19 protein-coding genes and 1 tRNA gene are annotated in these 22,931 nt (G+C 62.8%); 10 read left to right on the top strand and 10 right to left on the bottom strand.

The window, feature by feature from the left end:
• Window positions 1-115: 115 nt before the first annotated feature.
• Both FFS13_RS18775 and can read left to right on the top strand, forming a co-directional pair.
• Window positions 116-2,035, top strand: coding sequence for a bifunctional UDP-sugar hydrolase/5'-nucleotidase (locus FFS13_RS18775; protein WP_137820580.1), 1,920 nt, complete (start codon window positions 116-118; stop codon window positions 2,033-2,035).
• 150 nt (window positions 2,036-2,185) lie between these two features.
• Window positions 2,186-2,830 (top strand): carbonate dehydratase, encoded by a 645-nt coding sequence (gene can / locus FFS13_RS18770; RefSeq protein ID WP_137820579.1) that lies wholly within the window; start codon window positions 2,186-2,188, stop codon window positions 2,828-2,830.
• Window positions 2,831-2,952: 122 nt separating this feature from the next.
• On the opposite strand, the gene FFS13_RS19880 is transcribed toward can, so the two are convergent.
• The 9 genes from FFS13_RS19880 to FFS13_RS18725 form a co-directional block, all read right to left on the bottom strand.
• Complete coding sequence (locus tag FFS13_RS19880; RefSeq protein WP_178084165.1) at window positions 2,953-3,351, bottom strand: hypothetical protein; 399 nt, start codon at window positions 3,349-3,351, stop codon at window positions 2,953-2,955.
• A 223-nt stretch (window positions 3,352-3,574) separates the two neighbouring features.
• A tRNA-Met gene (locus FFS13_RS18760) sits at window positions 3,575-3,651 on the bottom strand.
• A 498-nt stretch (window positions 3,652-4,149) separates the two neighbouring features.
• Entirely contained in the window at window positions 4,150-4,332 is a 183-nt protein-coding gene (locus FFS13_RS18755) for a hypothetical protein (protein ID WP_137820578.1), read from the bottom strand.
• 199 nt (window positions 4,333-4,531) lie between these two features.
• Complete coding sequence (locus tag FFS13_RS18750) at window positions 4,532-5,890, bottom strand: DUF1329 domain-containing protein (protein ID WP_137820577.1); 1,359 nt, start codon at window positions 5,888-5,890, stop codon at window positions 4,532-4,534.
• Between the two features lie 15 nt (window positions 5,891-5,905).
• Window positions 5,906-7,789, bottom strand: coding sequence for a DUF1302 domain-containing protein (locus FFS13_RS18745; protein ID WP_137820576.1), 1,884 nt, complete (start codon window positions 7,787-7,789; stop codon window positions 5,906-5,908).
• Between the two features lie 117 nt (window positions 7,790-7,906).
• Complete coding sequence (locus FFS13_RS18740; RefSeq protein WP_137820575.1) at window positions 7,907-9,850, bottom strand: acyl-CoA synthetase; 1,944 nt, start codon at window positions 9,848-9,850, stop codon at window positions 7,907-7,909.
• Window positions 9,850-10,806, bottom strand: a complete 957-nt coding sequence (locus tag FFS13_RS18735; RefSeq protein WP_137820574.1) for a fumarylacetoacetate hydrolase family protein — start codon at window positions 10,804-10,806, stop codon at window positions 9,850-9,852. Before FFS13_RS18735 ends, FFS13_RS18740 begins: the two co-directional genes overlap by 1 nt.
• Before the next feature lie 175 nt (window positions 10,807-10,981).
• Window positions 10,982-12,073, bottom strand: a complete 1,092-nt coding sequence (locus tag FFS13_RS18730) for a VOC family protein (RefSeq protein WP_137820573.1) — start codon at window positions 12,071-12,073, stop codon at window positions 10,982-10,984.
• A gap of 87 nt (window positions 12,074-12,160) precedes the next feature.
• Window positions 12,161-12,775, bottom strand: a complete 615-nt coding sequence (locus tag FFS13_RS18725) for a TetR/AcrR family transcriptional regulator (protein ID WP_137820572.1) — start codon at window positions 12,773-12,775, stop codon at window positions 12,161-12,163.
• A 403-nt stretch (window positions 12,776-13,178) separates the two neighbouring features.
• Here FFS13_RS18725 and FFS13_RS18720 point away from each other — a divergent pair, with 403 nt between their 5' ends.
• The 8 genes from FFS13_RS18720 to FFS13_RS18685 all read left to right on the top strand — a co-directional run bounded on the left by FFS13_RS18720 (window position 13,179) and on the right by FFS13_RS18685 (window position 22,048).
• A complete protein-coding gene (locus tag FFS13_RS18720; protein ID WP_137820571.1) occupies window positions 13,179-14,420 on the top strand; it encodes an NADH:flavin oxidoreductase/NADH oxidase family protein in 1,242 nt (413 codons plus the stop codon).
• A gap of 137 nt (window positions 14,421-14,557) precedes the next feature.
• On the top strand, window positions 14,558-17,557 hold the full coding sequence (locus tag FFS13_RS18715) for a molybdopterin-dependent oxidoreductase (protein WP_137820570.1): 3,000 nt from the start codon (window positions 14,558-14,560) through the stop codon (window positions 17,555-17,557).
• Window positions 17,550-18,422 (top strand): 4Fe-4S dicluster domain-containing protein, encoded by an 873-nt coding sequence (locus FFS13_RS18710; RefSeq protein ID WP_137820569.1) that lies wholly within the window; start codon window positions 17,550-17,552, stop codon window positions 18,420-18,422. Before FFS13_RS18715 ends, FFS13_RS18710 begins: the two co-directional genes overlap by 8 nt.
• Window positions 18,419-19,558 (top strand): VOC family protein, encoded by a 1,140-nt coding sequence (locus tag FFS13_RS18705; RefSeq protein ID WP_137820568.1) that lies wholly within the window; start codon window positions 18,419-18,421, stop codon window positions 19,556-19,558. The genes FFS13_RS18710 and FFS13_RS18705 overlap by 4 nt, the downstream gene beginning before the upstream one ends.
• A gap of 24 nt (window positions 19,559-19,582) precedes the next feature.
• On the top strand, window positions 19,583-20,554 hold the full coding sequence (locus tag FFS13_RS18700; protein ID WP_137820567.1) for a fumarylacetoacetate hydrolase family protein: 972 nt from the start codon (window positions 19,583-19,585) through the stop codon (window positions 20,552-20,554).
• Complete coding sequence (locus tag FFS13_RS18695) at window positions 20,551-21,084, top strand: alcohol dehydrogenase catalytic domain-containing protein (RefSeq protein ID WP_137820566.1); 534 nt, start codon at window positions 20,551-20,553, stop codon at window positions 21,082-21,084. Before FFS13_RS18700 ends, FFS13_RS18695 begins: the two co-directional genes overlap by 4 nt.
• A gap of 9 nt (window positions 21,085-21,093) precedes the next feature.
• Window positions 21,094-21,582 (top strand): hypothetical protein, encoded by a 489-nt coding sequence (locus tag FFS13_RS18690; protein WP_137820565.1) that lies wholly within the window; start codon window positions 21,094-21,096, stop codon window positions 21,580-21,582.
• A 97-nt stretch (window positions 21,583-21,679) separates the two neighbouring features.
• Window positions 21,680-22,048 carry a DUF5064 family protein gene (locus tag FFS13_RS18685; protein WP_137820564.1) on the top strand — a complete coding sequence of 123 codons (369 nt, stop codon included), beginning with the start codon at window positions 21,680-21,682 and terminating at the stop codon, window positions 22,046-22,048.
• A gap of 263 nt (window positions 22,049-22,311) precedes the next feature.
• Here the strand turns inward: FFS13_RS18685 and FFS13_RS18680 are convergent.
• On the bottom strand, window positions 22,312-22,931 hold a 620-nt coding region (locus tag FFS13_RS18680; protein WP_256657948.1), incomplete at its 5' end, for a TetR/AcrR family transcriptional regulator.

Genomic DNA, 22,931 nt, shown 5'->3' with positions numbered 1-22,931 from the left:
ACAGCGGTCGACGCCATCGGTCGCTGTCCGCCGCGCGAGCCTCGACCATACTGGGCCGGATTCCCGCTGCCCAGAGCGGCGGCGCCTCTCCCAGTGCTTGACCAAGGACACCATGATGCGACTGCTTCGCCCCTTGCTCGCGGCCGCCTGCCTGCTGGCGGCCATGCTGGCCCCGGCGGCCGAACGCAGCTTTACCCTGCTGCACACCAACGACTGGCAATCGCGCTTGCTCGGGTTCGGCCCGAACAACGAATACACCCCGGCGACCGGCAATGACGACGGCACCGTCGGCGGCATCGCGCGCTTGTCGACCTTGGTCAAGGCGCGGCGGGCGGCGGCCGGTGAGCAACCCTTGCTGTTGCTCGATGCTGGCGACTTCAGCATGGGCACGCTGTTTCATACCGTCAGCCGTGAGGTCGGCGGTGAGTTGCGCTTGCTGAGCGAGCTGGGCTATGACGCCGCCACCCTGGGCAACCACGAGTTCGATTTCCGCCCTGCGGGTCTCGCCGCCATGCTCAGTGCCGCACAGCAGGCCGAAGGCGCGGCGCTGGTGCCGTTGCTCTCCAGCAACCTCCAGTTCGATCCGACGCGCCAAGACGATGACAGCCTCAAGGCGCATTACGACGCCGGGCGCATTCTGCCGTACAAGGTGATCGAGAAGGGCGGCATTCGTTTCGGCCTGTTCGGTCTGCTCGGTTACAACGCCATGGCCGTGGCGCCGATGATGACGCCGGTGAGCTTTGCCGACCCGATCGAAACCGCCAAGGCGATGGTGAAGAAACTCCGCGAGGAGGAGGCGGTCGATGTGGTGATCCTCCTGTCGCACATGGGCGTCAGCCAGCAGGCCGATGGCAGTTGGCGCGGCGAAGAGGTCGAGCTGGTCGAGCAGGTGCCGGGCATCGACATCGTCGTCGGCGGCCATTCGCACGTCGCGCTGGCGCAGCCGATCCTGGTGAATGGACATACGCCGGTGATGCAGGCGGGGTCGGAGATCCAGTACCTCGGCGAGTTGCATATGCGCCTGGATGACAGCGGCAAAACCCGGGTGCTCGACTACAGCCTGCATCCGCTCGACGATCAAACCCTGGGTGATGAGGTGATCAGCACTCGGGTCGAAGGTTTCAAACGGGTGGTCGACGAGCAGATGTTGGCGCCCAAGGGCTATCGCTTCGATCAGCCGTTGGCCACAGTCGATAAGACCCTGAGCCGTGACCATGACGACCCGATTCTCGCCAACCTGGTCACCGATTCCCTACGGCATGCCACCGGCAGTGACGTGGCGTTCACCGGTAACGGCACCATTCGCGATGACCTGATCAAGGGCCGTAACGGCGTGCAGGCGGTTTCCGACCTGTTCCGCATTGCCCCAATTGGCATCGGCCAGTACGACGACGCGCCGGGTTACCCGCTGGTCAAGGTGTACGTCAGCGGGCAAGAGCTCAAAAGTATTCTCGAAGTGTTGCTGCTGGCCTACCAACTGCGCGACAGCGATAGCTACTACCCACGCGTTTCCGGGCTGAAATTCAGCTACAACCCGTATCGCGTTCCGTTCGACCGGGTCAGCCGGATCGAACTGGGCGATGCCGTGCAGGGCTACCGCGAGCTGGATCTGCATGATCCGCGCCTCTACAGCATCGGCACCAGCAGTTATGTCGGCAGCTTCACCTGGCTGATGGCCGATCTCACCAAGGGCCTGCTTGAAGTCGTACCCAAGGACGCCCAGGGCAAGCCCCTGGCCGAGATCAAGGCGGCGGTCATCGACGCAGATCCGCAGACCCCAGGCGTGCAGGAATACAAGGAGTGGCAGGGCCTGCTCGACCACATCCGCAGCCTGCCGGACCTCGATGGCGACGGTCTGGCCGATATCCCGACTAGCGGCGCCGCAGCCGAGCAACGCATGCTGCGCGCGCCCAGCCTGCTGCCGGGGGATCTGTATCGCAACGCCGGTGCGCTGCAATGGGGCGCCAGCGCTGTGCTGTTGCTGGGCGTACTGCTGATCCTCTGGTTGCTGAGCCGGCCGCTGCGGCGGCAATGAGTGTTGTCGGCTAAAGGGGCGGGTGTCCGGCATCGACATAATCGGTTGCAAAGCAGAGGAATACTGCACTGTGACCTTGGGCATACGTGGCTTGTCAAAACCCACACGCGTTCCGTATGGTGCGCATCCGGTTTTCTGGGAGCATCTGGCATGAGTGATCTACAGCACCTCTTCGACAACAATGAGCGCTGGGCCGAGGCGATCAAGCAGGAGGACCCGGAGTTCTTCGAGAAGCTGGCCAAGCAACAGGCCCCGGAATACCTGTGGATCGGCTGCTCGGATGCCCGGGTGCCGGCCAACGAGATAGTCGGCATGTTGCCGGGCGATCTGTTCGTCCACCGTAACGTCGCCAACGTGGTGCTGCATACCGACCTCAACTGCATGTCGGTGATCCAGTACGCGGTCGACGTGCTCAAGGTCAAACACATCCTGGTCACCGGCCACTACGGCTGCGGAGGCGTACGCGCCTCGATGCGCGACGTGCAGCTGGGGTTGATCGATGGCTGGATCCGCACTATCCGTGACCTCTACTACGAACACCGCGAGCACCTGGCACAATTCCCCACGGAAGAGGAGCAGGTCGACCGGCTGTGCGAGCTGAACGTGATCCAGCAGGTCGCCAACGTCAGCCATACCACCATAGTGCAGAACGCCTGGCATCGGGGTCAGGCGCTCTCGGTGCATGGCTGTATCTACGGCATCAAGGATGGCCGCTGGAAGAACCTCAACGTTACCGTCAGTGGCATGGAACAACTGCCGCCGCAATATCGCCTGCGTCCGCTTGGTCAGAGTTAAGGCTTACGGTTGCTGAGCTGAGAGAGTACGCGCACTCTCTGTGTGATCGCCTGCTGCGCCGGCAGTTAAACCCGCTGATCCAGAGCTGTCAGGTTTTTCTGGTCCGGCTTAGGCGGGTTCTTTCATACCACGTCTGTCACACCGGTTGAGGTGCCCAGGCGCATTTCGATGAGTTGCGCTGACTGCGGGCGGGCAGCGCGCTCAGGCTGGAAGCTTGCCGGGCTGAGACTACCAAATTTGGGTGTGAAGCTGCCGTTCAGCACATTCGTAGCCAGGTTGGCAAAGAGCAGGCTCAAGATGAACCAGGTGATCATCAAGGCCGTGCCGCCGAGCCAGATACCCAAGGCGACTTGCAGCGCAAGATTGCGTTGGCGTGGCTGATGCCTGCTGGCCTGGCCGATGCCATACAGCTCATCCGGCTCTCTCAGGTCATCTTCCCGCGCACTAAAGCTTTCGAGCCGTGTTCGCTTATCCATCTTCACTACCCTGATTTGGTCTTCGGAATACCAACGCTCAGTCACCTTGTTGGTGATTGTGATGCCAGGTTTGGACTGCCCACGTTGCGCTTTGGTTCGGCGCAGCTACCTCGGCTGGGCGCGTCTGAATCTCGATGATGCGCAGCCGTCTAGAGAGCTCTCAGTGCCGGCCTGGCTAAGAGGGGCTAAGTGTGGGCGCGCTGTAGCCACGGTGTACTCACTGCAGGCAATAAAAAAGGCCTGCCTTTCGGCAAGCCTTTTTTATGTTTGGTGGCTACGCAGGGACTTGAACCCCGGACCCCAGCATTATGAATGCTATGCTCTAACCAGCTGAGCTACGTAGCCAAGTGGCGCGCATTATTCTCGGCTAAGGCTTGGCTGTCAAGCTTAACTTCTGGGATTTTATGCGCGCGATCAAGCGCTTAACGTTAGATGGTAAGTCGCCGCTGTAGCTCTTGCTGTGGTTGGTAAGGGTGCAATTACGAAATTCTCCATACCCGGTTTTGTAGCCTAGCCTCTAACTGATTGCCAGCGCTTCCGGCTTGGGCATTGATAGTGCGGGTTGGGGTGGTTCTAGGTGTCTCTTACTGGTCTTGGATTCCAGTGCCAGCTCTGCTGGGGCTGTAGATATATGGTCTTGAGCTGAATGCAGCAAGTGACGTAGCGCGAGTTAGGCGTCCCTTGATCTCCGAGAGTTCCTCCGAGTGGAGCTCGTCCAGCACAGCCTGTTCCTCCTCTGTGAATGGCTTGTCGGTGGCTCTGAGCTCCGCCTCACACTTCACCCTCAAAAGCTTGGTCGCTTCTGCGGCGAGCTCTTTTGCAGCCAAGTCAAAGTCCGAAACCTTATTGAGCGCACAGTGCGATGCCGTAGGTGGAGGTTGAAGCCAGCAGGGCGATGGGGAGCGACTCGTGGATGGTGGCCAACAGTTCGCGACGCACCAAGGGTGCAACACTTTGTGAAGTGCTGAGAAGCCAGGCAAACTCGGCCTGACTGTCGAGTGGGTTTTTGAGCGTAAACGGGCTCACTGGCAAACTCCACTTTCAGGGGTATTTGATTATTGTCGTTTAATGGCGCGTTGCCAGTAGTCTGTGCTCGCCCGAAGCATCCTGAAAGAGCGCGTACCACCCAAGCGCTACCCTGGGACAATACGCTGGATAAAAAAAGGCCGCCATCGTAGTGGCGGCCGAGGTCTCGGGCTTGTGGCCTTTAACTAAGTAGCGTTATTTAACGGACCCCGGAGTTGCGCAAGGCAGCCGGGGTGTAGTCGGCGGCAAGGGCTTTGACGCCGAACTCGACACCCTGACTTTCCTCGTTCTTCATGCCTGAAACGATGTAGCGACCATTCAGCAGGTCATGCAGGGTTTCCACCGCCAGCCAGGGCACCTGGGCGTTGTAATAGGGCTGTAGATGGCCTTCGCCAACCCTCCAAAGCGTGCCACGCGCGTCGTAGTGGTCGGCCAGGACGATTTGCCAGGAGTCCTCATCAATGAAGAACACCCGCTTGGCATAGACATGCCGCTCGCCTGGCTTCAAGTTGGCCTCCACTTCCCAGACCCGGTGTAGCTCGTAGCGGGTGAACTCCGGGTTGAGGTGCCCTGCCTGGACGATGTCATCGTATTTCAGCTTGGGAGAGTCCAACCTGAAGCTGTTGTAGGGGATGTACAGCTCACGCTTGCCGACCAGCTTCCAGTCGTAGCGGTCCTGCGCGCCGTTATACATATCGAAGTTGTCGCCCACGCGCTGGCCCTCAGAGGCCGGATAGGGGCCGTCGTAGGCGACCTGTGGGGCACGTCTTACCCGGCGTTGGCCCGCGTTGTAGAGCCAGGCCAGGCGTGGCTCGCGAACCTGATTCAGGGTCTCGTGTACCAGCAATACGCTGCCGGCCAGGCGCGCGGGGGATTTGACCTCCTCCTTGTAGTAGAACAGGACATTGCCCGGCTTGGCCGGATCGAAGTCCTTCAGCTGATCGCGGTAGACGAACTCCATCTCGAATTTCACCGGAGTGAAGGCGCCGCTTTGCTCTGGGGTAGCCTGTACGCTAACGCGTCTCATGCTGCCGCCCCGGTAACGGGTAAGGTGGTTCCAGACTGCTTCCTGGCCGTTCTGCGGGATGGGGAACGGGTAGGCGGTCTGGAAGTTGGTCAGGCCGCTGCCGCCTTCCACCAGCTGGGTGTTCAGCGCATTGGACCGCACTGCGGCGTAGACGGAATCCGGCAGCGCGACGCTGCGGTGGCTGGGGTAGACCGGCATCCGGTACGAGTCGGGATAACGCTTGAGCATGGCCAACTGGCCGGGGCTCAGTTTGTCCTTATATTGTTCGGCGTTCTTCGCCTCAATGGTGAATAGCGGCTGCTCACTGGCGAAGGGGTCGTCGAGAAAGCCCTCGGGGCTCTGCTTGCCGCTGGTCTTGCCGAGGCCGCCGGTCCAGGCCGGAATGCTGCCGTCGGCATTGCCCGCTTGCTCTGCGCCAAGTGGGGTCAGGGTTTTGCCGAGCTGAGCGGCTTGCTCCGGGGTGACCGCAGCCAGTGCCGTACCTGCCAGCAGTGACAGACTCAGGCTGGTACTTTGCATTAAGCGTTTCATGATCTGCTCTCCTGCTTAAAAGGACATGCCGAAGCTGAGCGCGACGAAATCGCGATCGATGTTGGTGTTGTAATCGCCGCCGAAGAAGTCGGTGTATGACAGGCTGGCGTTGTAGGTATTGCGGTACTCGGCATCCAGTCCCAGGCTGATGGCCTTGCTGCCTTCGTTGAAGCCCGGCTCGGGGGCATAACCGTCAATATCGTGGGACCACGCCAGGTTTGGCTTGAGCGTCACCGCCGGAATCAGGTTGCTGTATTCCCAGATCGCGCGTGCGCGATAACCCCAGGAGGTGCTGGTGACGAAGCCCTCGTCGTTGCAGTTCTGCGGCGTGGCGGAGCTGGTGAGGCACAGGCTGTTGTCCGGGAACAACTCGCCCTGACCGAACGCCGCATCGCGGCCATAGCGCAGGCCGCCTTGGCCTTCCAAATCGCCGACATGCACCATGCCGATTTCGCCGACCAGGGTCAGGCGGTCGGCGCCCATGACTTGATCGAAGAAGTGCACGCCGGTGATCTGCGCCTGGGTCACGGGTTTGCGTTGATAACCCTGCACTAGCGAATTGTTGGTCGCCTGATAAGCACCCGAGGAGAGCAGCGGCGAGGTGGCGGCGGCGCCCGTGCCGGCCAGGACCTGATCGTTACCGTTGAGTTGCAGCGGCAGGTTGGGCCGGTAGCTGATTTCCCCGGACAAGGCGGTGCCGGTCGGCAGGGTGGTGGCGAAGCTCAGGCCATAGAGGCGGATATCCTCCGGGTAAGCCACCTGATACTTCGAGGTGCCGAGGCGATAGGCCCCGATCAACTGCTGGCCGATGGCCGAGCCGCTGGCGCCGGCACAGACCGCAGGGTCGGTGATGCCAAGGTTGGCGCAGAGCTGCGGGACGAAGGACAGGTCGGCGACGTTCGGGCTGGAGATCGAATTAACGTAGGGCTGACGGCTGTGATAGTTGAGGAAGTAGGCGCCGAATTCGGTATCCAGGCTGGGCACGAACCAGCGTAGGGCGGTACCCCATTGGCCGCCGTCACGCGCATCGTCATCGCCGACGCGCGGCACCTCGATGCCTTCCGCGCCCAGACTGATGCCGAAGGGGCTCAGGGCGGCCTGGGCCAGCGGGTTGGCGCTGAGATCCGGGCCGACCGGGAGGGGCTGGCAGCCATCGGCGACGAAATCGTTTTGCGAGAAGAAGGTGCCGCAGTTGTCCACCACCGTCTGCTGCCAATCCAACTGGTAGAAGGCTTCGGCCGACAGGTTCTCGGTCAGGTTCTGCGACAGATAGAGCATATTGACCGGGATCAAGCCTTCCTTGATCTCGGCGCCGGGGCGGCGAAAAGCGGACACGTCCACCGGGTTGATGCTGTTGATCCCGCCCTGGATAAAGGTGCTCTCGCCCCAGCTGACCACCTGCTTGCCCAGGCGCACGGTGCCGGGCAGTTCGCCGATCACATAGTTGTGATAGATAAAGGCATCCAGCAACTCGGCGCCGGAAGACTTGGCGCCTTCTTTGCGGCCGCTGTCGGAGATGTCCTTGAACGGACGACTCTCGTCCTTCAGCTCGAAGTCGTACCAGTACTTGCCGCGAACGAACAGGCCCGACTCGCCATATTTCAGTTCGAGATCATGCAGCCCCTTGAATATCTTCGAGAAGGTCTCGCCCTTCTTGAAGTTCAGCCGGCCGTCGTCGCTGACGCTGGCATCGCCCTTGCCGCCGTTGGTCGCGCCGATCAGTTCGGGGTCGGCGCCGCGCCGCGCCCAGCTGGCGCCGACGCTGAGCGAAGAGTCGAATTGCCCTTCGATCTCGCCGAGGTTGAAGGTCAGGCCGAACGCCGGCGTGGTCAGGCTGCCGGCCAGGGCGATGGCCAGTGGTAGGCGGGCGCGCCGCCAGGGAAATCGCGTGTTGCTCATGTTCACTACCTCTTGTTGTTGTTTGGCACGCTGTTCGACTGGGATTTGCGGTACTGACTCCGGTGCTAAAAGTGGAACTGACGGGTTTGCATAAGCTATGCGTCGACCTTGGTAACGCTACTGGCTACGGGAATGACAGAGAGTGGAGGTCGACGCGGTTGATGGCAGCCACTCGACCTGAAAGCTGTAACGCCCCAGCGCGGCGGCTAAGCGCTCCCGATCAGGGCTGGCGGCCAACTGCACGACCAACCCCCGGCGGGCGTCCTGTACGACTTCCACCTGGATGCCGGCAAGGCCGCTTCGCTCGGCCTCCTGGCGCACGACTTGGGCGATCTCGCGCTGTTGCAGGGCAGGCTTGAATAGCTTGCCCACGGCGGTCAGTGGCAGCGCTTCGAGTATTTCGATGCGCTTGGGAACGGCGGCCCGCTCGCTGATGTGGAGGTTGGCGAACGCCAGCAGCTCTTCGGCGTTGCAGGCTTGCCCCGGTCGCAGTTGAACGTAGGCGACCGGCACCTCGCCCGAGTAAGCGTCTGGGCTGCCGATAGCCGCGACCAAGGCAACGGCAGGGTGCGCCTGCAGGGCCTCCTCGATCTGCTTGGGATCAATATTGTGGCCGCCGCGGATGATCAGCTCCTTCTTGCGCCCGGTCAGCCAGAAGTAGCCCTGCGCATCCTGGCGACCCAGATCGCCCGTATTCAGCCAGCGCTGGCCGTCGATATCGATCCACAGTCCCCGGTTATGACTCCCCTCCAGATAGCCGTCGAACAGGTTAGGGCCACTGATCGTGATCAGGCCGACCTCATCCACCTCGGCATCGCGCAGGTACTCGCCGGAATCATCGAGCACGACCACACGCATGTTCTGGTAGGCGATCCGTATGCCGATGGAGCCGATGCGGCGCTCGCCATGGGGTGGATTGACTGAGGAAGCACAGGCGCCTTCCGTGAGGCCGTAGCCTTCGAGGATCTTCACCCTGGTCCGCTGCTCGAACTCTCGGAAAAGCTCAACTGGCATCGGTGCGGCACCACAGAGGGCATAGCGCAGACTGGATAGGTCGCGGCCCTGCATCTCTGCTTGCAGCAGTGCTGCATAGACGGTTGGCACGCCGGAGAAGAAGTGGATGCCGAAGTGTTCCACCATCTCCCAGAAGCGGGCGATCACACCCTCGCCACGATAGCCCTGCGGCGTTCCCAGGATCACATGGTCACCTTGGGTCCACGGCATCAGTCCAGTGACCAGTTGGCCGTTGACATGGAAGAGAGGTAGGCCACAAAAGATTACCTGGCCACTGCTGCGCGGCTGTAAGTGCGTGGCCATGGCCCACGCGTTGAATACCTCCGACCCATGAGTACGCGCAGCGATCTTGGGCAGCCCCGTTGTTCCGCCGGTGCAGATGTAAGAGGAACGCTCATCGGAGCGGATTTGCCGCCCGCTCTTCAGGTGTGTGCCTGGCTGAGCGTCCATCAGCGCCCGCAGCTCGTGGATCGCGACACCGCTGTGCAGCTCACGCTCCTTTTCTTCCAGGGACCTGATCCCGTCGGCCCGAGCCGCGCCGACATAGGGTGCCATGCTGACCCAGACGATGTGCTTGATCGCGGGCAGTTGATCCAGTTGCGAGGCCAGCTTGGGCCACAGGTCACTGCCCGGCATCGGCGCGAGCATCACCACCACGGATGCTTTGGCGGCGTGCAGCAAGCCAGCCATCTGCTTGGCCTCCAGCAGCGGATTGACCGCCATGGCGATGCCCGCCGCTTCGCCGCCCCAGATGGTGAAGTGGGTTTCCGGCAGGTTGGGCAGGATAAAGGCGACCACTTCACCCGGTGCTATGCCCAGGTCGTGGAAGGCATTGGCCGCACGGGTGATATCGGCGAAGAGCTCGGCGTAGTTCCAGTCGTGGGTGCGCTTGAAGTCGGCCGCATCGGCAAAGAAGCTGAGCGCCGGCGCCTGGGGGGTGCGCTCGGCGGCGAGTCGCAACGCTTCGTAGGTGCTGGCCGGTAAGCCGCGCTCCGCCAGCGGGACTAATTCGAGATTTTCGATGTCGCTCAGGGTCTGCACTCTCATTAGGCTTCCTCCACGACGCGGTTGCGTTGCGCGCCCAGGTCAATCACGCCATCGGCACTGCGAATGCGCGCCTCGACCACGTCGCCTGGCTTGAGATACTGCGACCGGCTCTCCTGGGCCTTGAGGAACAGCTTCCACTTGGTGGCTTCCGGCATCAGGGCGGCGATGCGCTGCTTGGCAGGGGAGGGGATGCTCAAGGCGCAGCCAGCCGGGGTGCCGGTGGCGAGCAGGTCGCCGGCGTCGAGATCCTGAACCGACGAGAGTTCGGTGAGGGTTTCCGCGGGGCCGTAAACCAGGTTGGCCGTGCTGTCGTTCTGGCGCACCTGGCCATTGACCGTCAGGCGCAGCTGCAGTGCCTTCAGGTAATGCATGTCCTTGGCATCCAGCAGGCAGAGGTAAGGACCGACCGGGCCGAAAGTGCGGAAGCTCTTGCCCTTGTAGAACTGCATCTGGGGAATCTGGATGTCGCGGGCCGAGTAGTCGTTGACTATGACTACGCCGGCGATGAATTCATGCAGGTTGGCGTCGGTAACCGTGGTGGCGCCAGTGATCGCGCGTTTCATCACCAGGCCCAGTTCGATCTCGTAGTCCAGAAAGCGCACGTTGCGCGGCTTGATCAGGTCGCTGTCCGCCGCCACCAGGCAGCTGGTCGCCTTGGTGAAGATCATGTTGAACTTCTTCGCGTCAGGGTCCATGCCCGACTCGATCATGTGCTGCCGGTAGTTGGCGCCCTGGCAGACGAATTGCTGGTTACGGGTCAGCGGCGACAGCAGCTTGACTTCGCTCTCGGCCAGCTCGGTTCCCTTGAGTTGAAGCAGATCTTCGATGCTGTTCTGGCGGATGAACTCGCCGGTGGTTTCGAAAGCGCCGGGAACGACCGTGATACGGCCCTGGCGGATAACGCCCCAGTGGATAGCGTTCTGATATTCAAAGCGGACTACATGTACAGCAGGCATTGAAGGCACTCCTGGGGCAGCGTTTGTCTCGCGCTCGGTGGTGCGAGGACTTTGGTGTTGTTCTGAATGGGGGGCGGCAAGGCTGTAGACCAGTGAGCCGCCGGCGAGCAAGGCGCCGGCTTTAAGCACATCCCGCCGGCCATATTTAGTTGAGTTTTCCGACATGGCGGCAGCTCTAGCCGAACAGCCGCATGAGCGTTATCAGCTTGCGCAGTGATAAGTCCGGGCTGCGTCGCAGGTTGCGGATCAGCGCGCGCAGACTGGCCAGGCTCAGCTTGGGCTGCGTGAAGCTCTTGGGCATGCGCTGACCCCACTGGGCCATGGCCTCGGGGCTGACTAAATGAACGCCAGTGGGCTGCGAGGAGGTGAAGAGGTCGCCGTCGCAGTAATGCTCGTGCTTGTCACCCCAGGGGTCCTGCCAGTAATCGAAGATCTGGCTGCCCAGGATGTGCCGGCCGATGCCCCAGGCGTGCTTCCAGCCACGTTCGCGCAGGACGCGCTGCCCCATGCCCACCGCATCGGCATCCACCAGCTCGTAGGCGCTGTGGCTGTAGGTCGCCATGAAGCCCTGGGCAATGGCGAGGGTATGGTGATCCGCCGGGATCTCACCGAGGTCCAGGCGCATGAAGGTGACGATAGGCGTGCCGTCGGGAAGGACCTGCACGTCGCTGGGAATGAAACCGAGATGCTGGGTATACCAGGCGCAGGTCGCCTGGTAATCGGCGACCTCCAGAACGACATGGCCGAGCCGCAGCACTTCCGGCGGCGCTACCGGCGGTCGCTGAGTGTCGTTGATGCGTAGTTGCTCTTGCGCGAAGTTGAACTGCAGGGCTGGCCGGTGCGGAAGGGATGCGCTAGGGCTCTGTCCGTAAACGGCTTCCACGATAAAACCAGAGGGGTCAATCAGCCGGACCTGCTTCCCGCCGCCCGGATGCACAACCTCCTCGATGGATGAAGCCCCGTGGATTCCGCTCAGGCGGTTCAGGTCGTCCAGGCTGCGAACCTCCAGTCCGAACCCCAGAAAGCGCGCCTGCGCCGCGCGATGGATGCGGTAGCAGTAGGGCGAAGGTTCGGCCGCTCGCAGATAAAGCGTATCGGCATCCCGATGGCTGACGGTCAGGCCGAAGTCGGTCAGAAAGCGCGCCGCCTCATCGAGGTTGGGGCGCTCGAAAATCAGGTGGGCAAGGCGTTTAGCCTTGACCGTTGGGGCAGGGTGGCGGGCAGGTTGTTGTGTCGCCAGCCGGGGTAAATCATTTCTGCTGTTCATTGTTGTTCTTATCCCGGTTTTTAGAGCAAAGCCGTCTCCGCACCCCTGGAAGTCCAGGAGTGTTGTCTAGCTGGGTCGGTTACGCGGTCAGTCGAGTGTGGGCAGTGCCGGTAGCTCGTTGGTCGCCAGCGCACGAGCTTCTTCTGGTGGCACACCTAATGCCCGGAGCAGTAGCTCGGCCGTGTCGGAGCCCGATTCGCGCCACGTTCGGTGCCCTTCCAGCACCAGGAAAATCGAGCCCAGGACGCTGCTCGTTACCAGGGTCATGACGGAAAGCAATTGCGCCTGCTGAAACCTGTAGCGGCCACTGGAAAGTCCGTTCAGAAGATCGGTAGTCGCCTGACTGGTGAACATTTCCCGCAACGAGGTATTGCTCATGGCGAATTTATGGATGAAGGCTCCCCATTGGGAGTCCTCGTGCGCGCGACGAATAAACAGTCGAATGCCGTTGGCCAGGCGTTGAGCAGGGTCTTCGAGGGAGTCGAAGCTCTTCTTGATGCGTTCATGCATCTCCCCCGCGAGATGGCTGGCGACCGACTCGAACAGGCCTTCCATGCTCTCGATGTTGCTGTAGATCGTGCCGCGCGCCACGCCCGCCTCTTGCGCGAGGTCGAGGATGTTCACCTGAGCGGTGCCTTTTTCAGCGAACAGGCGAAAAGCAGCCTGATGAATGCGGCGCTGTGTCGGATTCAGGGATTCCACACATTTTCTCCAAGATTGCCTATGAGTGGATTGAACACGCGTGTTTGATCTGCGTCAACAATGTTTTTGCATTGAAAATCCGCATTGCAATGCGGAAAACGTTATATGCCTGTTATTGCAGGGCTGTATGGCTGTTTAAGCAAGCTATATGGGGATTGTCGAGAATGGCTATATTGACTTTATTGGACACGCGTGTTCAATTCTTTGCTGCTCAGGCTAACTCCCGATAGGGACATCAAGCCGGCTGGGCCGATGTCGATCATCCGCTTTGCCGACTGCAGACGGGCCTTACCTCGACGGATTGAGAACGCTTGAAGGAGCACCGAGCCTGCCGACTGGTTGCTGCAAAGGCTTTGCTCCGTAGCGCTGGCTGGCCGATTTTTCATCAGATGAAGGACAGAACATGACCGGCTCAAGGCTTTTCGAACCGCTTCGGTTACCCAGTGGCGCGGTGATTCCAAACCGAATCGCCAAGGCTGCCATGGAGGAAAACCTGGCCGATGACGATCACGCACCGGGAGAAGCGCTGGTCAGGCTCTATCGGCGTTGGGCGGAAGGCGGGGCCGGACTGATCATCACCGGCAACGTCATGGTCGATCGCCATGCCTTGACCGGGCCGGCTGGTGTGGTGCTCGAGTCCGATCAAAACCTGGATCGATTCAGGCAGTGGGCTGATGCTTGCCGCAGTCGCGGCGCGCAGGCCTGGATGCAGATCAATCATCCCGGCCGGCAGGTGCTGGCTGCCTTGGGGCAACCGGCCCGGGGACCTTCCGCAGTTGCCGTCGACATTCCCGGTCTGTCCAAGGCTTTTGCGCCGCCCAGGGCCTTGAGCGAGGTGGAGATCGAGGCGCTGATCGAGCGCTATGCCCATACCGCAGCACTGGCCGAGCGCGCCGGATTCACCGGCGTGCAAGTCCATGCTGCGCATGGCTACCTGTTCAGCCAATTCCTGTCGCCCTTGACCAACAGGCGCAGCGACCGCTGGGGCGGCAGCCTGGAAAATCGTGTGCAGATCCTCCTGCGAACCCTCGACACAATTCGTCAGCGAGTGGCGCCGACCTTCTGCGTCGCCGTGAAGCTCAATTCCGCGGATTTCCAGCGCGGCGGCTTCGATGCCGAGGATGCGGTTCGCGTGGTGGAAATGCTCAACGCCAAGGCGGTCGACCTGGTCGAGTTGTCCGGTGGCAGCTATGAAAGCCCGGCCATGCAGGGGCGGACCCGCGACGGCAGTCGCCTGGCGCGAGAGGCCTATTTTCTCGAGTTCGCCGAAAGGGTCGGGGGCGTAGCGCGCATGCCGCTGATGGTCACCGGCGGCGTGCGTAGAAAGCAGGTTGCCGAGCGCGTGGTGAGCGGCTCGGTGTCGATGGTGGGACTGGCCACTGCGCTGGCTATCGAGCCGGCCCTGCCAAGCCAGTGGCGGGAGGGTAAAGGCGGCGAAGTGGAACCCATCGTCGTGCCCTGGAAGAACAAGGCGCTGGCATCGCTTGCGCTGGCCTCGGTGGTCAAGAAACAACTCGGCTTGCTCAGCCAGGGCAAGCGGACAAGGCCCAGGACCTCGCCACTTATGGCGTTGATCGGGGCGCAGTTGAAGTCCCGCCGTCAGGCGAAGGACTACCGGCAATGGATCAGCCTCGCAGGCCGTTGAACGACGCGCTTCTACTTTCCCCAATGCGAGGTGGCGGGAGTCCGTGCGGAAATCGGACGGCTTCCCCCACCACCCACAGGTTCCGAGAAATCGTCCCGCTGGAGCACCTCGAACCCCCAACACCGGTGGCAACCTGAATGAAAAAAATAATACTGAAAACCATACTGTTCGCCTTGCCAAAGGTGCTCAGTTTCACTGCCCGTAAACATCCCAAGTTCCGCGAGCGCCTGAAGCAGAAGAATTGCACCGCCTATATGGGGCTGCAGGACGGCAGCATCGGCCGCTTCCTGCAGATCAGGGGCGGCAAGGTGTCGTCGCGCGCCGGCACGGCGGCAGAGGCCGATGTCAGCATGTTGTTCAAGGACCTGCCGACGGCGCTGAAATTCCTCTCGCCCAATCCGGATATGGGCGAGATCGTCCACGCCGCCAAGAATTTCAAGGTGGTCGCCAAGGGCCCGGATCATCTGGTGGTGTGGTTCACCCAGATGCTCAACCTCAGCCAGACGGTCGGCCTGGAGATGGGCCTGCCGATGCGCGACGGCACCCGGCGCTACACCACCTGCACCAACGGCGGGCCGCTGTTCATCTATGTCAAGGACGGGCGCATCCAGCGCGTCACGCCACTCGAGCTGGACGACAAGGATGCGCCGAGCTGGGAGCTGCAGGCGCGCGGCAGGACCTTCCGCCCCAAGCGCCGCGCGCTGGTGGCGCCGCACGCCCTGTCGCTGAAATCCCTGGTCTATTCGGACAAGCGCATCCTACAGCCGATGAAGCGGGTCGATTTCGATCCCGACGGCGAGCGCAACCCGCAGAACCGTGGCAAGTCGCCCTACGTGCCGATCAGCTGGGACGAGGCGCTGACTATCGTCGCCAAGGAAATCAACCGGCAGAAGCGCGTCCACGGGCCCGGCTCGATCACCTTCCCGATGTCGTCCCACCATCAGTGGGGCAATGTCGGCTATTACCTCAGCTCGCTGACGCGCTTCGCCAACCTGATCGGCTTCACCCGCGTCGCCGCCAACCCGGACAGCTGGGAGGGCTGGTACTGGGGCGCCATGCACCATTTCGGCAACTCCATGCGGGTCGGCGTGCCGGCCGGCTATGGCGCCGTCGAGGACTGCCTGAAGGAAGCCGAGATGATGGTCTTCTGGTCCTGCGACCCGGAGAGCACCAACGGCGCCTATGCCGGCTTCGAGGGCACCACCCGGCGCCTGTGGGCCAAGGAGCTCGGCATCGAGTTCGTGCATATCGATCCGCACAACAACCCGACCGCGCAACTGCTCGGCGGGCGCTGGATTCCGATCCGGCCGCAGACCGACGCCGCCCTGGCCACTGCCATCATGTACGTGTGGGCCGTCGAAGGCCTGTACGACAAGGATTACGTCGCGACCCGCACCACCGGCTTCGACGAGTGGAAAGCCTACCTGCTGGGCGAGACCGACGGCATCGCCAAGACGCCCGAGTGGCAGGAAGGGGAGACCGGCGTGCCGGCCAAGGACGTGCGCGCCCTGGCGCGCAAGTGGGGTAACCGCAAGGTCTATCTGGCGACCGGCATGACCGGCGCCGGCTTCGGTGGCGCCGGCCGCGGCGCGACCGGCCAGCAGTGGGCGCGCTGCCTGATCATGATGATGAGCATGCAGGGCTGGGGCAAACCCGGGGTCAATTTCGGCTGCCTGCAGATCGGCACGCCGGTGGACCATCACTTCTACTTCCCCGGCTATGCCGACGGCGGAATTTCCGGCGACCTGATGTGGACCGGCAACGCGGTGAACAATTACCAGCGCATGCCGCACATCCTGACCATGAACCCGGTCAAGCAACTGGTGCCGCGGCAGCAGTTGCCCGATGCCATCATCAATGGCCACGCCACCGGCTATCTGTGGGACGGCATGTCGCAGGAGGCGCAGTTCGCCCCCTTCACCTATCCGATGGCCGGCTATTCGCCGATCCACATGATCTACCGCTACGGCGGCTCGTCCTTCAGCACAGTGACGAAATCCGGGCGCTGGGTCGAGGCCTACCGCCACGACAGCATCGAGTTCGTGGTGAACCAGTCGATCTGGATGGAGGGCGAGGCCCAGTTCGCCGACATCATCCTGCCGGCCTGCACCCAGCTCGAGCGCTGGGACATCGGCGAGTGGTGCAATTCCGGCGGTTATGCCCACCATGGCTATACCCTGGTCAATCATCGCGTGGTGGCGCTGCAGCACAAGTGCATCGAGCCGCTCGGCGAGTCGCGTTCGGACTACGACATCTTCACGGCCATCCTCGAACGCCTGGGCCTCGGCGGCGTGTTCACCGAAGGCTGCAGCGAGCTCGACTGGGTCAAGCGGGTGTTCGACTCCTCCGACCTGCCGGACCATGTCTCCTGGGCCGATTTCTGCCGCAAGGGCTATTACATCGTCCCGCCGGAACGGCCCGAACTGCGCCCGCCGGTCGATATGCGCTGGTTCGCCGAAGGCCGTCCTAAGGACCTGCCGGAGCCGTTTCCGCTGCCGTCGCAGTGGGCGGAAGAGTTCGGCAAGGGCTTGCAGACGCCGAGCGGCAAGCTGGAGTTCGTTCCGGAAATCCTCAAGCGCCACACCAAGGACAACCCCGACCGGCCGGCGCTCAACCGTTACATCCCCTCCTGGGAAGGCTTGGGGACAACCGAGCTGGTCGGCAAATATCCGCTGCAGATGATCGCGACCCACTCGCGCTACAGCTTCCACACCTCAAGTGATGGCAAGAACGGCGTGACCAGCCGGGTGCAGGACCATCGTGCGCGCATCGCCGGCCACGATTTCTGGCTGCTGCGCATCTGCCCGGCCGATGCGGCTGCCCGCGGTATTTCGCACCGCGACCTGGTCAAGATCTACAACGATCGCGGGGCAGTGATCTGCGCGGCCGACGTGTCGGCGCTGGTGGTGCCGGGCGTGGTCAAGTCCTACGAGGCCAGCGCCGAGTTCCAGATGCTGGAAGTGGCCGGCGAGACCGTCGAAATCGGCGGCTGCATGAACATCCTCACCCCGGATCGGCCGCAAACCCAGGGGACCAGCAGCATGAGTCCGAATTCATGCCTGGTCCAGATCGAAAAATGGCAAGGCGCCGACGCGTTCAAGCGCCTGCGCGCCGAGGCGGGAGTCGCTCATGAATAAGTGGAACCTGATCATCAATGTCGGTCGTTGCGAGAACTGCTACAACTGCGTGCTCGCCGAGCGCGACGAGCACGTTGGCAACGACTATCCGGGCTACGCGGCGCCGGCCTCCCTCGCCGACGAGGCGCCGATCCGCATTCTGCGGCGGGTGCAGGGGGCGGCGCCGATGGTCGAGACGACCTACCTGCCGGTGATGTGCAATCACTGCGACGACGCGCCGTGCATGAAGGTCGGCGGCGACGCCATCAGCAAGCGTGCCGACGGCATCGTCATCATCGACCCGGTCAAGGCCAAGGGCCGCAAGGACATCGTCCGTTCCTGCCCCTACAAGGCCATCGTCTGGAACGAGGAACTGCAGCTGCCGCAGACCTGGATCTTCGACGCCCACCTGCTCGACGGCGGCTGGAAAGGTCCGCGCTGCCAGCAGGTTTGTCCGACAGACGTGTTCGAAGCGGTGAAACTCGACGACGCGGCGATGCAGGCGAAGGCGCGCCAGGAAGGGCTGCAGGTGCTGCTGCCCAAGTTGAACGCGAAGCCGAGGGTCTATTACCGGGGCCTGCAGCGCTGGGACACCTGCTTCATCGGCGGCAGCGTCAGCGCCAGCGTTGACGGCGTGGTCGATTGCGTCGTCGGTGCCGAAATCACGCTCCATCAGAGCGGGAAACAAATCGCGGTCACCCACAGCGACGCCTTCGGCGACTTCCGTTTCGCCGGCCTGGGCAAGAAAAGCGGCGGCTATCGCATTGAAGTCCGCCACGACCTGGGCGAGGCGCAGTGCGACTGCGAACTCGACGAAAGCCTCTATCTCGGCGAAATCCGGCTGGTGAGCAGCCATCAGGAAGGCATTGAGGAGCAAACAGCATGAATCACACCCAGGAACTGAGCGTGCCGCCGGAATATCCGGAAAGCGCGGCGCCCGCCCACGTCAAGAAGCTGGTCAGGCCGAAGGCCTGGCAGAAGGCTACGCAGTTGGCCTTCCTGCGTTTCGAAAAGAAGGACCTCGCCGAGGCTGAGCGCTTCTGGAACGATTTCGGCTTGGTGACGGTGTCGCGCACCGCGCAGCAACTGGTGCTGCGCGGCGCCGGGACGGCGCCGGCCATCCTCGTTGCCACCAAAGGCGAGACCTCGCGCTTCGTCGGCTCGGTCTTCGTGGTTCCGGCCGATACCGATTTCGCCCGCCTGGAACGCGAAAGCAATGCCAAGCCGCTGGCGCCGGAGCGCATTCCCGGCGGCGGGCGTGGCGTCGCACTGACTGATCCGGATGGCACCGAACTGTGGCTGATCACGGACTGGGAATCGCTGCCGGCATTGCCGACTCGGTCGCCGATCCACCGGGAAATGAATGTGCTGGGCGAGATCCAGCGGGTGAACCGCACGGTCCGTTCGCCCATCGAGCCGGCGCTGGTCGGTCGCCTGGGTCACGTTGTCTACCAGACCAGCAACTTCGAGGTGATGTCCGAGTGGTACATGCGCCACCTCGGCATCATTCCGACGGACGTGCAGTACCTGGAAGACGGCTCGCCGCTGGTCACCTTCTTTCGCCTCGACCTGGGCGACCAGCCGGCGGATCACCATACCTTCGTCATGGCGAGCGCTCTGCAGCCGCGTTATGAACACAGCGCCTGGGAAGTGATCGACCTCGACGCCCTGGGACAGGGGCAGCAAGTCATGCATGCCCGCGGCCATAAGCACTTCTGGGGCATCGGCCGGCACCTGCTCGGCAGCCAGCTGTTCGATTACTGGAAAGACGCCGATGGCTTCGACTTCGAGCATTACACCGATGGCGACGTATTCACCGCCGATCACGAGACGCGCTACGTGCCGTTTTCGACGGGCAGCATCTGGGCCTGGGGGGACGACGCGCCCAAGAAGATCTTCCCGGCCAAGTCGCTCGGCCTGGTCTGGCGGGCATTGAAGCTCATCCGCCAGGGGCGCCTGACCCTGTCCAAGCTACGCATCATCGGCAAGACGCTCGATACCCCGGCGCGTCCCTGGCTCTGAATTCGACACACTAGGACTTGATCCATGGCCATCACCCTGATCCGCTTCATCCCTGCCAACGCACCTGCCGACACCGAACCCCGCTGGGGCGTCGTCTTCGGCGACAAGGTCGCGCCGCTGGACGGCCGCTACGCGACCACCGCCGACCTGATTCGTGACGGGCGCGAGGCCGCCCGTCAGCTCACGCCGGCCCAGGCCACGCTTGAGCTGAGCAGCGTCCGCGTCCTGCCGCCGGTCACCTCGAACCAGCAATTCATTTGCCAGGGCGTCAATTACGAGAGCCATGTGCGCGAATCCGGCCTTGATCCGAAGAACTTCCCGTTCAATACGATCTTCACCAAAGCGCCTTCCTGCATCAGCGGCCCGTACGACGACGTGGTGCGCCCCTCCCACGTGAAACTGCTGGACTACGAGATCGAGCTGGGTCTGGTCCTCGGGCGCGATCTGGTTCCCGGCGAGGTTGTCACGGAGGACAAGCTGCACGAGGTTCTGGCTGGCGTGACCATCGTCAACGACGTCTCGGCCCGCGATGTCCAGCTGCCTCAGGGCCAGTTCTACAAGGGCAAGAGCTACCAGACCTTCGGTCCGGTCGGCCCGGTGCTGCTCCTGCTCGAACCCCAGGAGTGGCGGCGCTGGCGCGAGCTGAAGATGACCTTGACGGTCAATGGCATCGCCCGGCAGCAAGCCTACTGCGGCGAAATGCTGTTCAAGCCGCATCAGACCCTGACCGAACTCGCATCGCTGCACGGCATGCACACCGGTGACCTGGTGGCGACCGGGACTCCGGCCGGTTGCGCCGCCAAGGCACCCGGCAAACTGGTCATGTTCATCCTCAAGCATTTCATGTCCGATGCCGGGAAATGGAAGGCCTTCATCGCCAAGGCGACGAAAAACCCGCTCTACCTTCAACCCAACGATGTCATGACCCTGAGCATCCGCACCGACGACGGCGCGCTGGATCTCGGCCGGCAGCGCACCCGGGTGGTGGTGGCATGACCGCGGCCGAACGGCTCCTCTGCCTGTCCCCGGCCGAACCGCCGGTGTTCTCGGTCGGAGCCATGCCCGTTCCACGTCCCGGCAAGGGCGAGGTTGTGCTGCGGGTCGAGGCCGCCTCGGTGAACCCGATCGACGTCAAGCGTGCCGGCGGCTACGGCCAGCGCCTGCTGAAGCTCAAGGGGGCGGGGAAATTCCCCCTGGTCCTGGGCAACGATGTCGCCGGGGTCGTCGAGTCCGTCGGCCTAGGCGTCACCGCATGGCAGCCGGGGGATCGCGCCTTCGGCCTGGTCCCGACGGGAAAAGGCGGTGCTCACGCGACCCATGTGGCAGTCGAATCGCGCTGGCTTCGCCCCTTCGTCGACGGCCATGACGCCGTTTCGCTGGCGGCTTTCCCGTACACCTTCACCACCTTGTGGCAATCGCTGCGCAAGGCCGGCATAGACGAGCACAACGCCAAAGGCCTCGAAGTGCTCGTACACGGCGCCTCCGGCGGGCTCGGCCGGATGGCCATCCAGCTCCTGACACGCTGAGGTGCCGCGGTGACCGCCATCTGCAGCACGCCGAACGTGGACACTTGCCGAGAACTCGGCGCGACCACCGTCTGGGACCGCACGCACCAGCCTTTGTCCGGGATGCCGCAGCGCTACGATGCGGCGCTGAATTTCGGCGCCTGGCAGGACGAGGAGAAGCTGATCGGCGCGCTCAAGCAAGGGGCGCTCGGTTTTGCCAGCACGGTCCATCCGCTGCTAGCGAATTTCGACAGCTGCGGTTGGCTGGCCGGGGCCTGGCAAACCCGCAGCGACCTGCGCCGCTGCAAGGCGCTGGCGGGCGCCAAGGGGGCGCGCTACGGCTGGGTGGTGTTCAAGCCCGAGGACGAAGCGCTCGACGCACTGCAGCGTCTTTTGCGCGAAGGCGCACTGGCACTGCCGGTCGGCATCGCGGTGCCGCTGTCCGCGGCGGGGCAGGCCTTCGATCGCGCGGCGCGGCAATTGCCTGGCCGGGCACTTCTGCTGCCCTCGGCAGCGTGATTCGGGCCAGGGACGACCCGCTTGCCGGAAATGCAGCAAGCGACGTCCCTCCCAAGAAACCGTCATCCAACCATTCTGCCGGGCCATGGGGGCTAGCATGTTCAAACCAGGTCATCTGCATCGCACCAATCCACTCGATATGCCACACCTGCCGAATTTCGACATCGATGTGTTCTACGAAGTCCGCCGCGACCCGGTCGAAGGCATGCTGATGCATTTCAAGGTGGTCGGCACCATCGAGGGGCGTGCGTTCAGCGAAGAGTTCGACCTGCATCGCGATACCGCCTTCAACTTTGCCAGCCCGATCTCCAAGGCCGTGGCCAAACACGGCCTGTCGTTCAACGGCGGCCCGATCGCGCCCGAGCACGCCGAGTACGACGCCATGTTCGAGGACATCCGCGAGCAGCTCGGCGTGCATCCGGGCGAGCCCGTCGACTTCGACCACCTGGACAAGGATGGCCTGTGAGCCCGCAGTAGCTCGCAGCACAGCCATTCTCGGCGGTTTTCACCAGGCACCTCCAAGCGTAGGTGCCCATCAAGGATGGCAGCGGCTGATCGCTTGGGATGCGCTGCTCCAGCGTGGTGTAGCTGAACAGCTCGTTTTGTTTGGGGCCAAGTCCACGCATTGGCTTGGGCTGGGATCGGTTGGAAGAAGATGGCCTTTAATCTGCCGGAGCCAAACGGGCTCTGGCTTTTTTCAACGGCCTGCCAGTCGCTGCGCGACTGGGTTCAGGAGGTGGCGGGTAACGGCAGGCCGGCGATTTTCTTGGCTCTGGCGGGTGTAACGCCCAGAGCCTTGAGGGTCATTTCTGCGACCCGTACATCATGCTCCGCCACAGCGCGCCCCTCGACGACCGAGCGCATTGCCCCGGTCGTGCACGACACCACCATGTCCCGCGCTATTCCTTCGTCCTCGAAAGTGAGGGCACCCTCACGGTGCCCTTCGCGCAAGTCATCAAGCACACGGTCGGCCAATCGCGAGCGCATGGCCTGATCGAGATGGATGATGCGCAGCAGTGCGTTGGCCCATTGGTGATCATCGGCAGCCCGGCGTATGAACATGCGTACGCCAATCGAAAGCCGTTGGGCACCGCTATGTACGTTGGTGCTCAGGGCGGAGATGGCATCGGAGAACTCGTCCGCCAGGGTGATGCCCACGGCCTCCAGTACTTCGTCGCGAGTGCGGAAGTAGTTGTAGATGGTGCCATTGGAGACCTCGGCTTCCGCGGCGACTTCGAGCAGCGCGATTTCCCCCACCTCCTTGCGTGCAAGCAGGCGCAATGCTGCGTCCACCAGGGCGCGACGAGTACGTTCACGCTTCTTATGACCTCGCGTGAGGGGCTGGGGGG

The organism is Pseudomonas sp. 2FG (assembly GCF_005502935.1).
GTDB lineage: Bacteria > Pseudomonadota > Gammaproteobacteria > Pseudomonadales > Pseudomonadaceae > Aquipseudomonas.
The sequence above is the reverse complement of the archived record's forward strand: the minus strand, read 5'-3'. Positions and strand labels throughout refer to the sequence as shown.

Bases quoted from the DNA above. Each gene is read 5' to 3' on its own strand.
- FFS13_RS18775 (WP_137820580.1), top strand. From the start codon at position 116: ATGCGACTGCTTCGCCCCTTGCTCGCGGCCGCCTGCCTGCTGGCGGCC.
- can (WP_137820579.1), top strand. From the start codon at position 2,186: ATGAGTGATCTACAGCACCTCTTCGACAACAATGAGCGCTGGGCCGAG.
- FFS13_RS18750 (WP_137820577.1), bottom strand. From the start codon at position 5,890: ATGAAACGCTTAATGCAAAGTACCAGCCTGAGTCTGTCACTGCTGGCA.
- FFS13_RS18745 (WP_137820576.1), bottom strand. From the start codon at position 7,789: ATGAGCAACACGCGATTTCCCTGGCGGCGCGCCCGCCTACCACTGGCC.
- FFS13_RS18740 (WP_137820575.1), bottom strand. From the start codon at position 9,850: ATGAGAGTGCAGACCCTGAGCGACATCGAAAATCTCGAATTAGTCCCG.
- FFS13_RS18735 (WP_137820574.1), bottom strand. From the start codon at position 10,806: ATGCCTGCTGTACATGTAGTCCGCTTTGAATATCAGAACGCTATCCAC.
- FFS13_RS18730 (WP_137820573.1), bottom strand. From the start codon at position 12,073: ATGAACAGCAGAAATGATTTACCCCGGCTGGCGACACAACAACCTGCC.
- FFS13_RS18720 (WP_137820571.1), top strand. From the start codon at position 13,179: ATGACCGGCTCAAGGCTTTTCGAACCGCTTCGGTTACCCAGTGGCGCG.
- FFS13_RS18715 (WP_137820570.1), top strand. From the start codon at position 14,558: ATGAAAAAAATAATACTGAAAACCATACTGTTCGCCTTGCCAAAGGTG.
- FFS13_RS18710 (WP_137820569.1), top strand. From the start codon at position 17,550: ATGAATAAGTGGAACCTGATCATCAATGTCGGTCGTTGCGAGAACTGC.
- FFS13_RS18705 (WP_137820568.1), top strand. From the start codon at position 18,419: ATGAATCACACCCAGGAACTGAGCGTGCCGCCGGAATATCCGGAAAGC.
- FFS13_RS18700 (WP_137820567.1), top strand. From the start codon at position 19,583: ATGGCCATCACCCTGATCCGCTTCATCCCTGCCAACGCACCTGCCGAC.
- FFS13_RS18695 (WP_137820566.1), top strand. From the start codon at position 20,551: ATGACCGCGGCCGAACGGCTCCTCTGCCTGTCCCCGGCCGAACCGCCG.
- FFS13_RS18685 (WP_137820564.1), top strand. From the start codon at position 21,680: ATGTTCAAACCAGGTCATCTGCATCGCACCAATCCACTCGATATGCCA.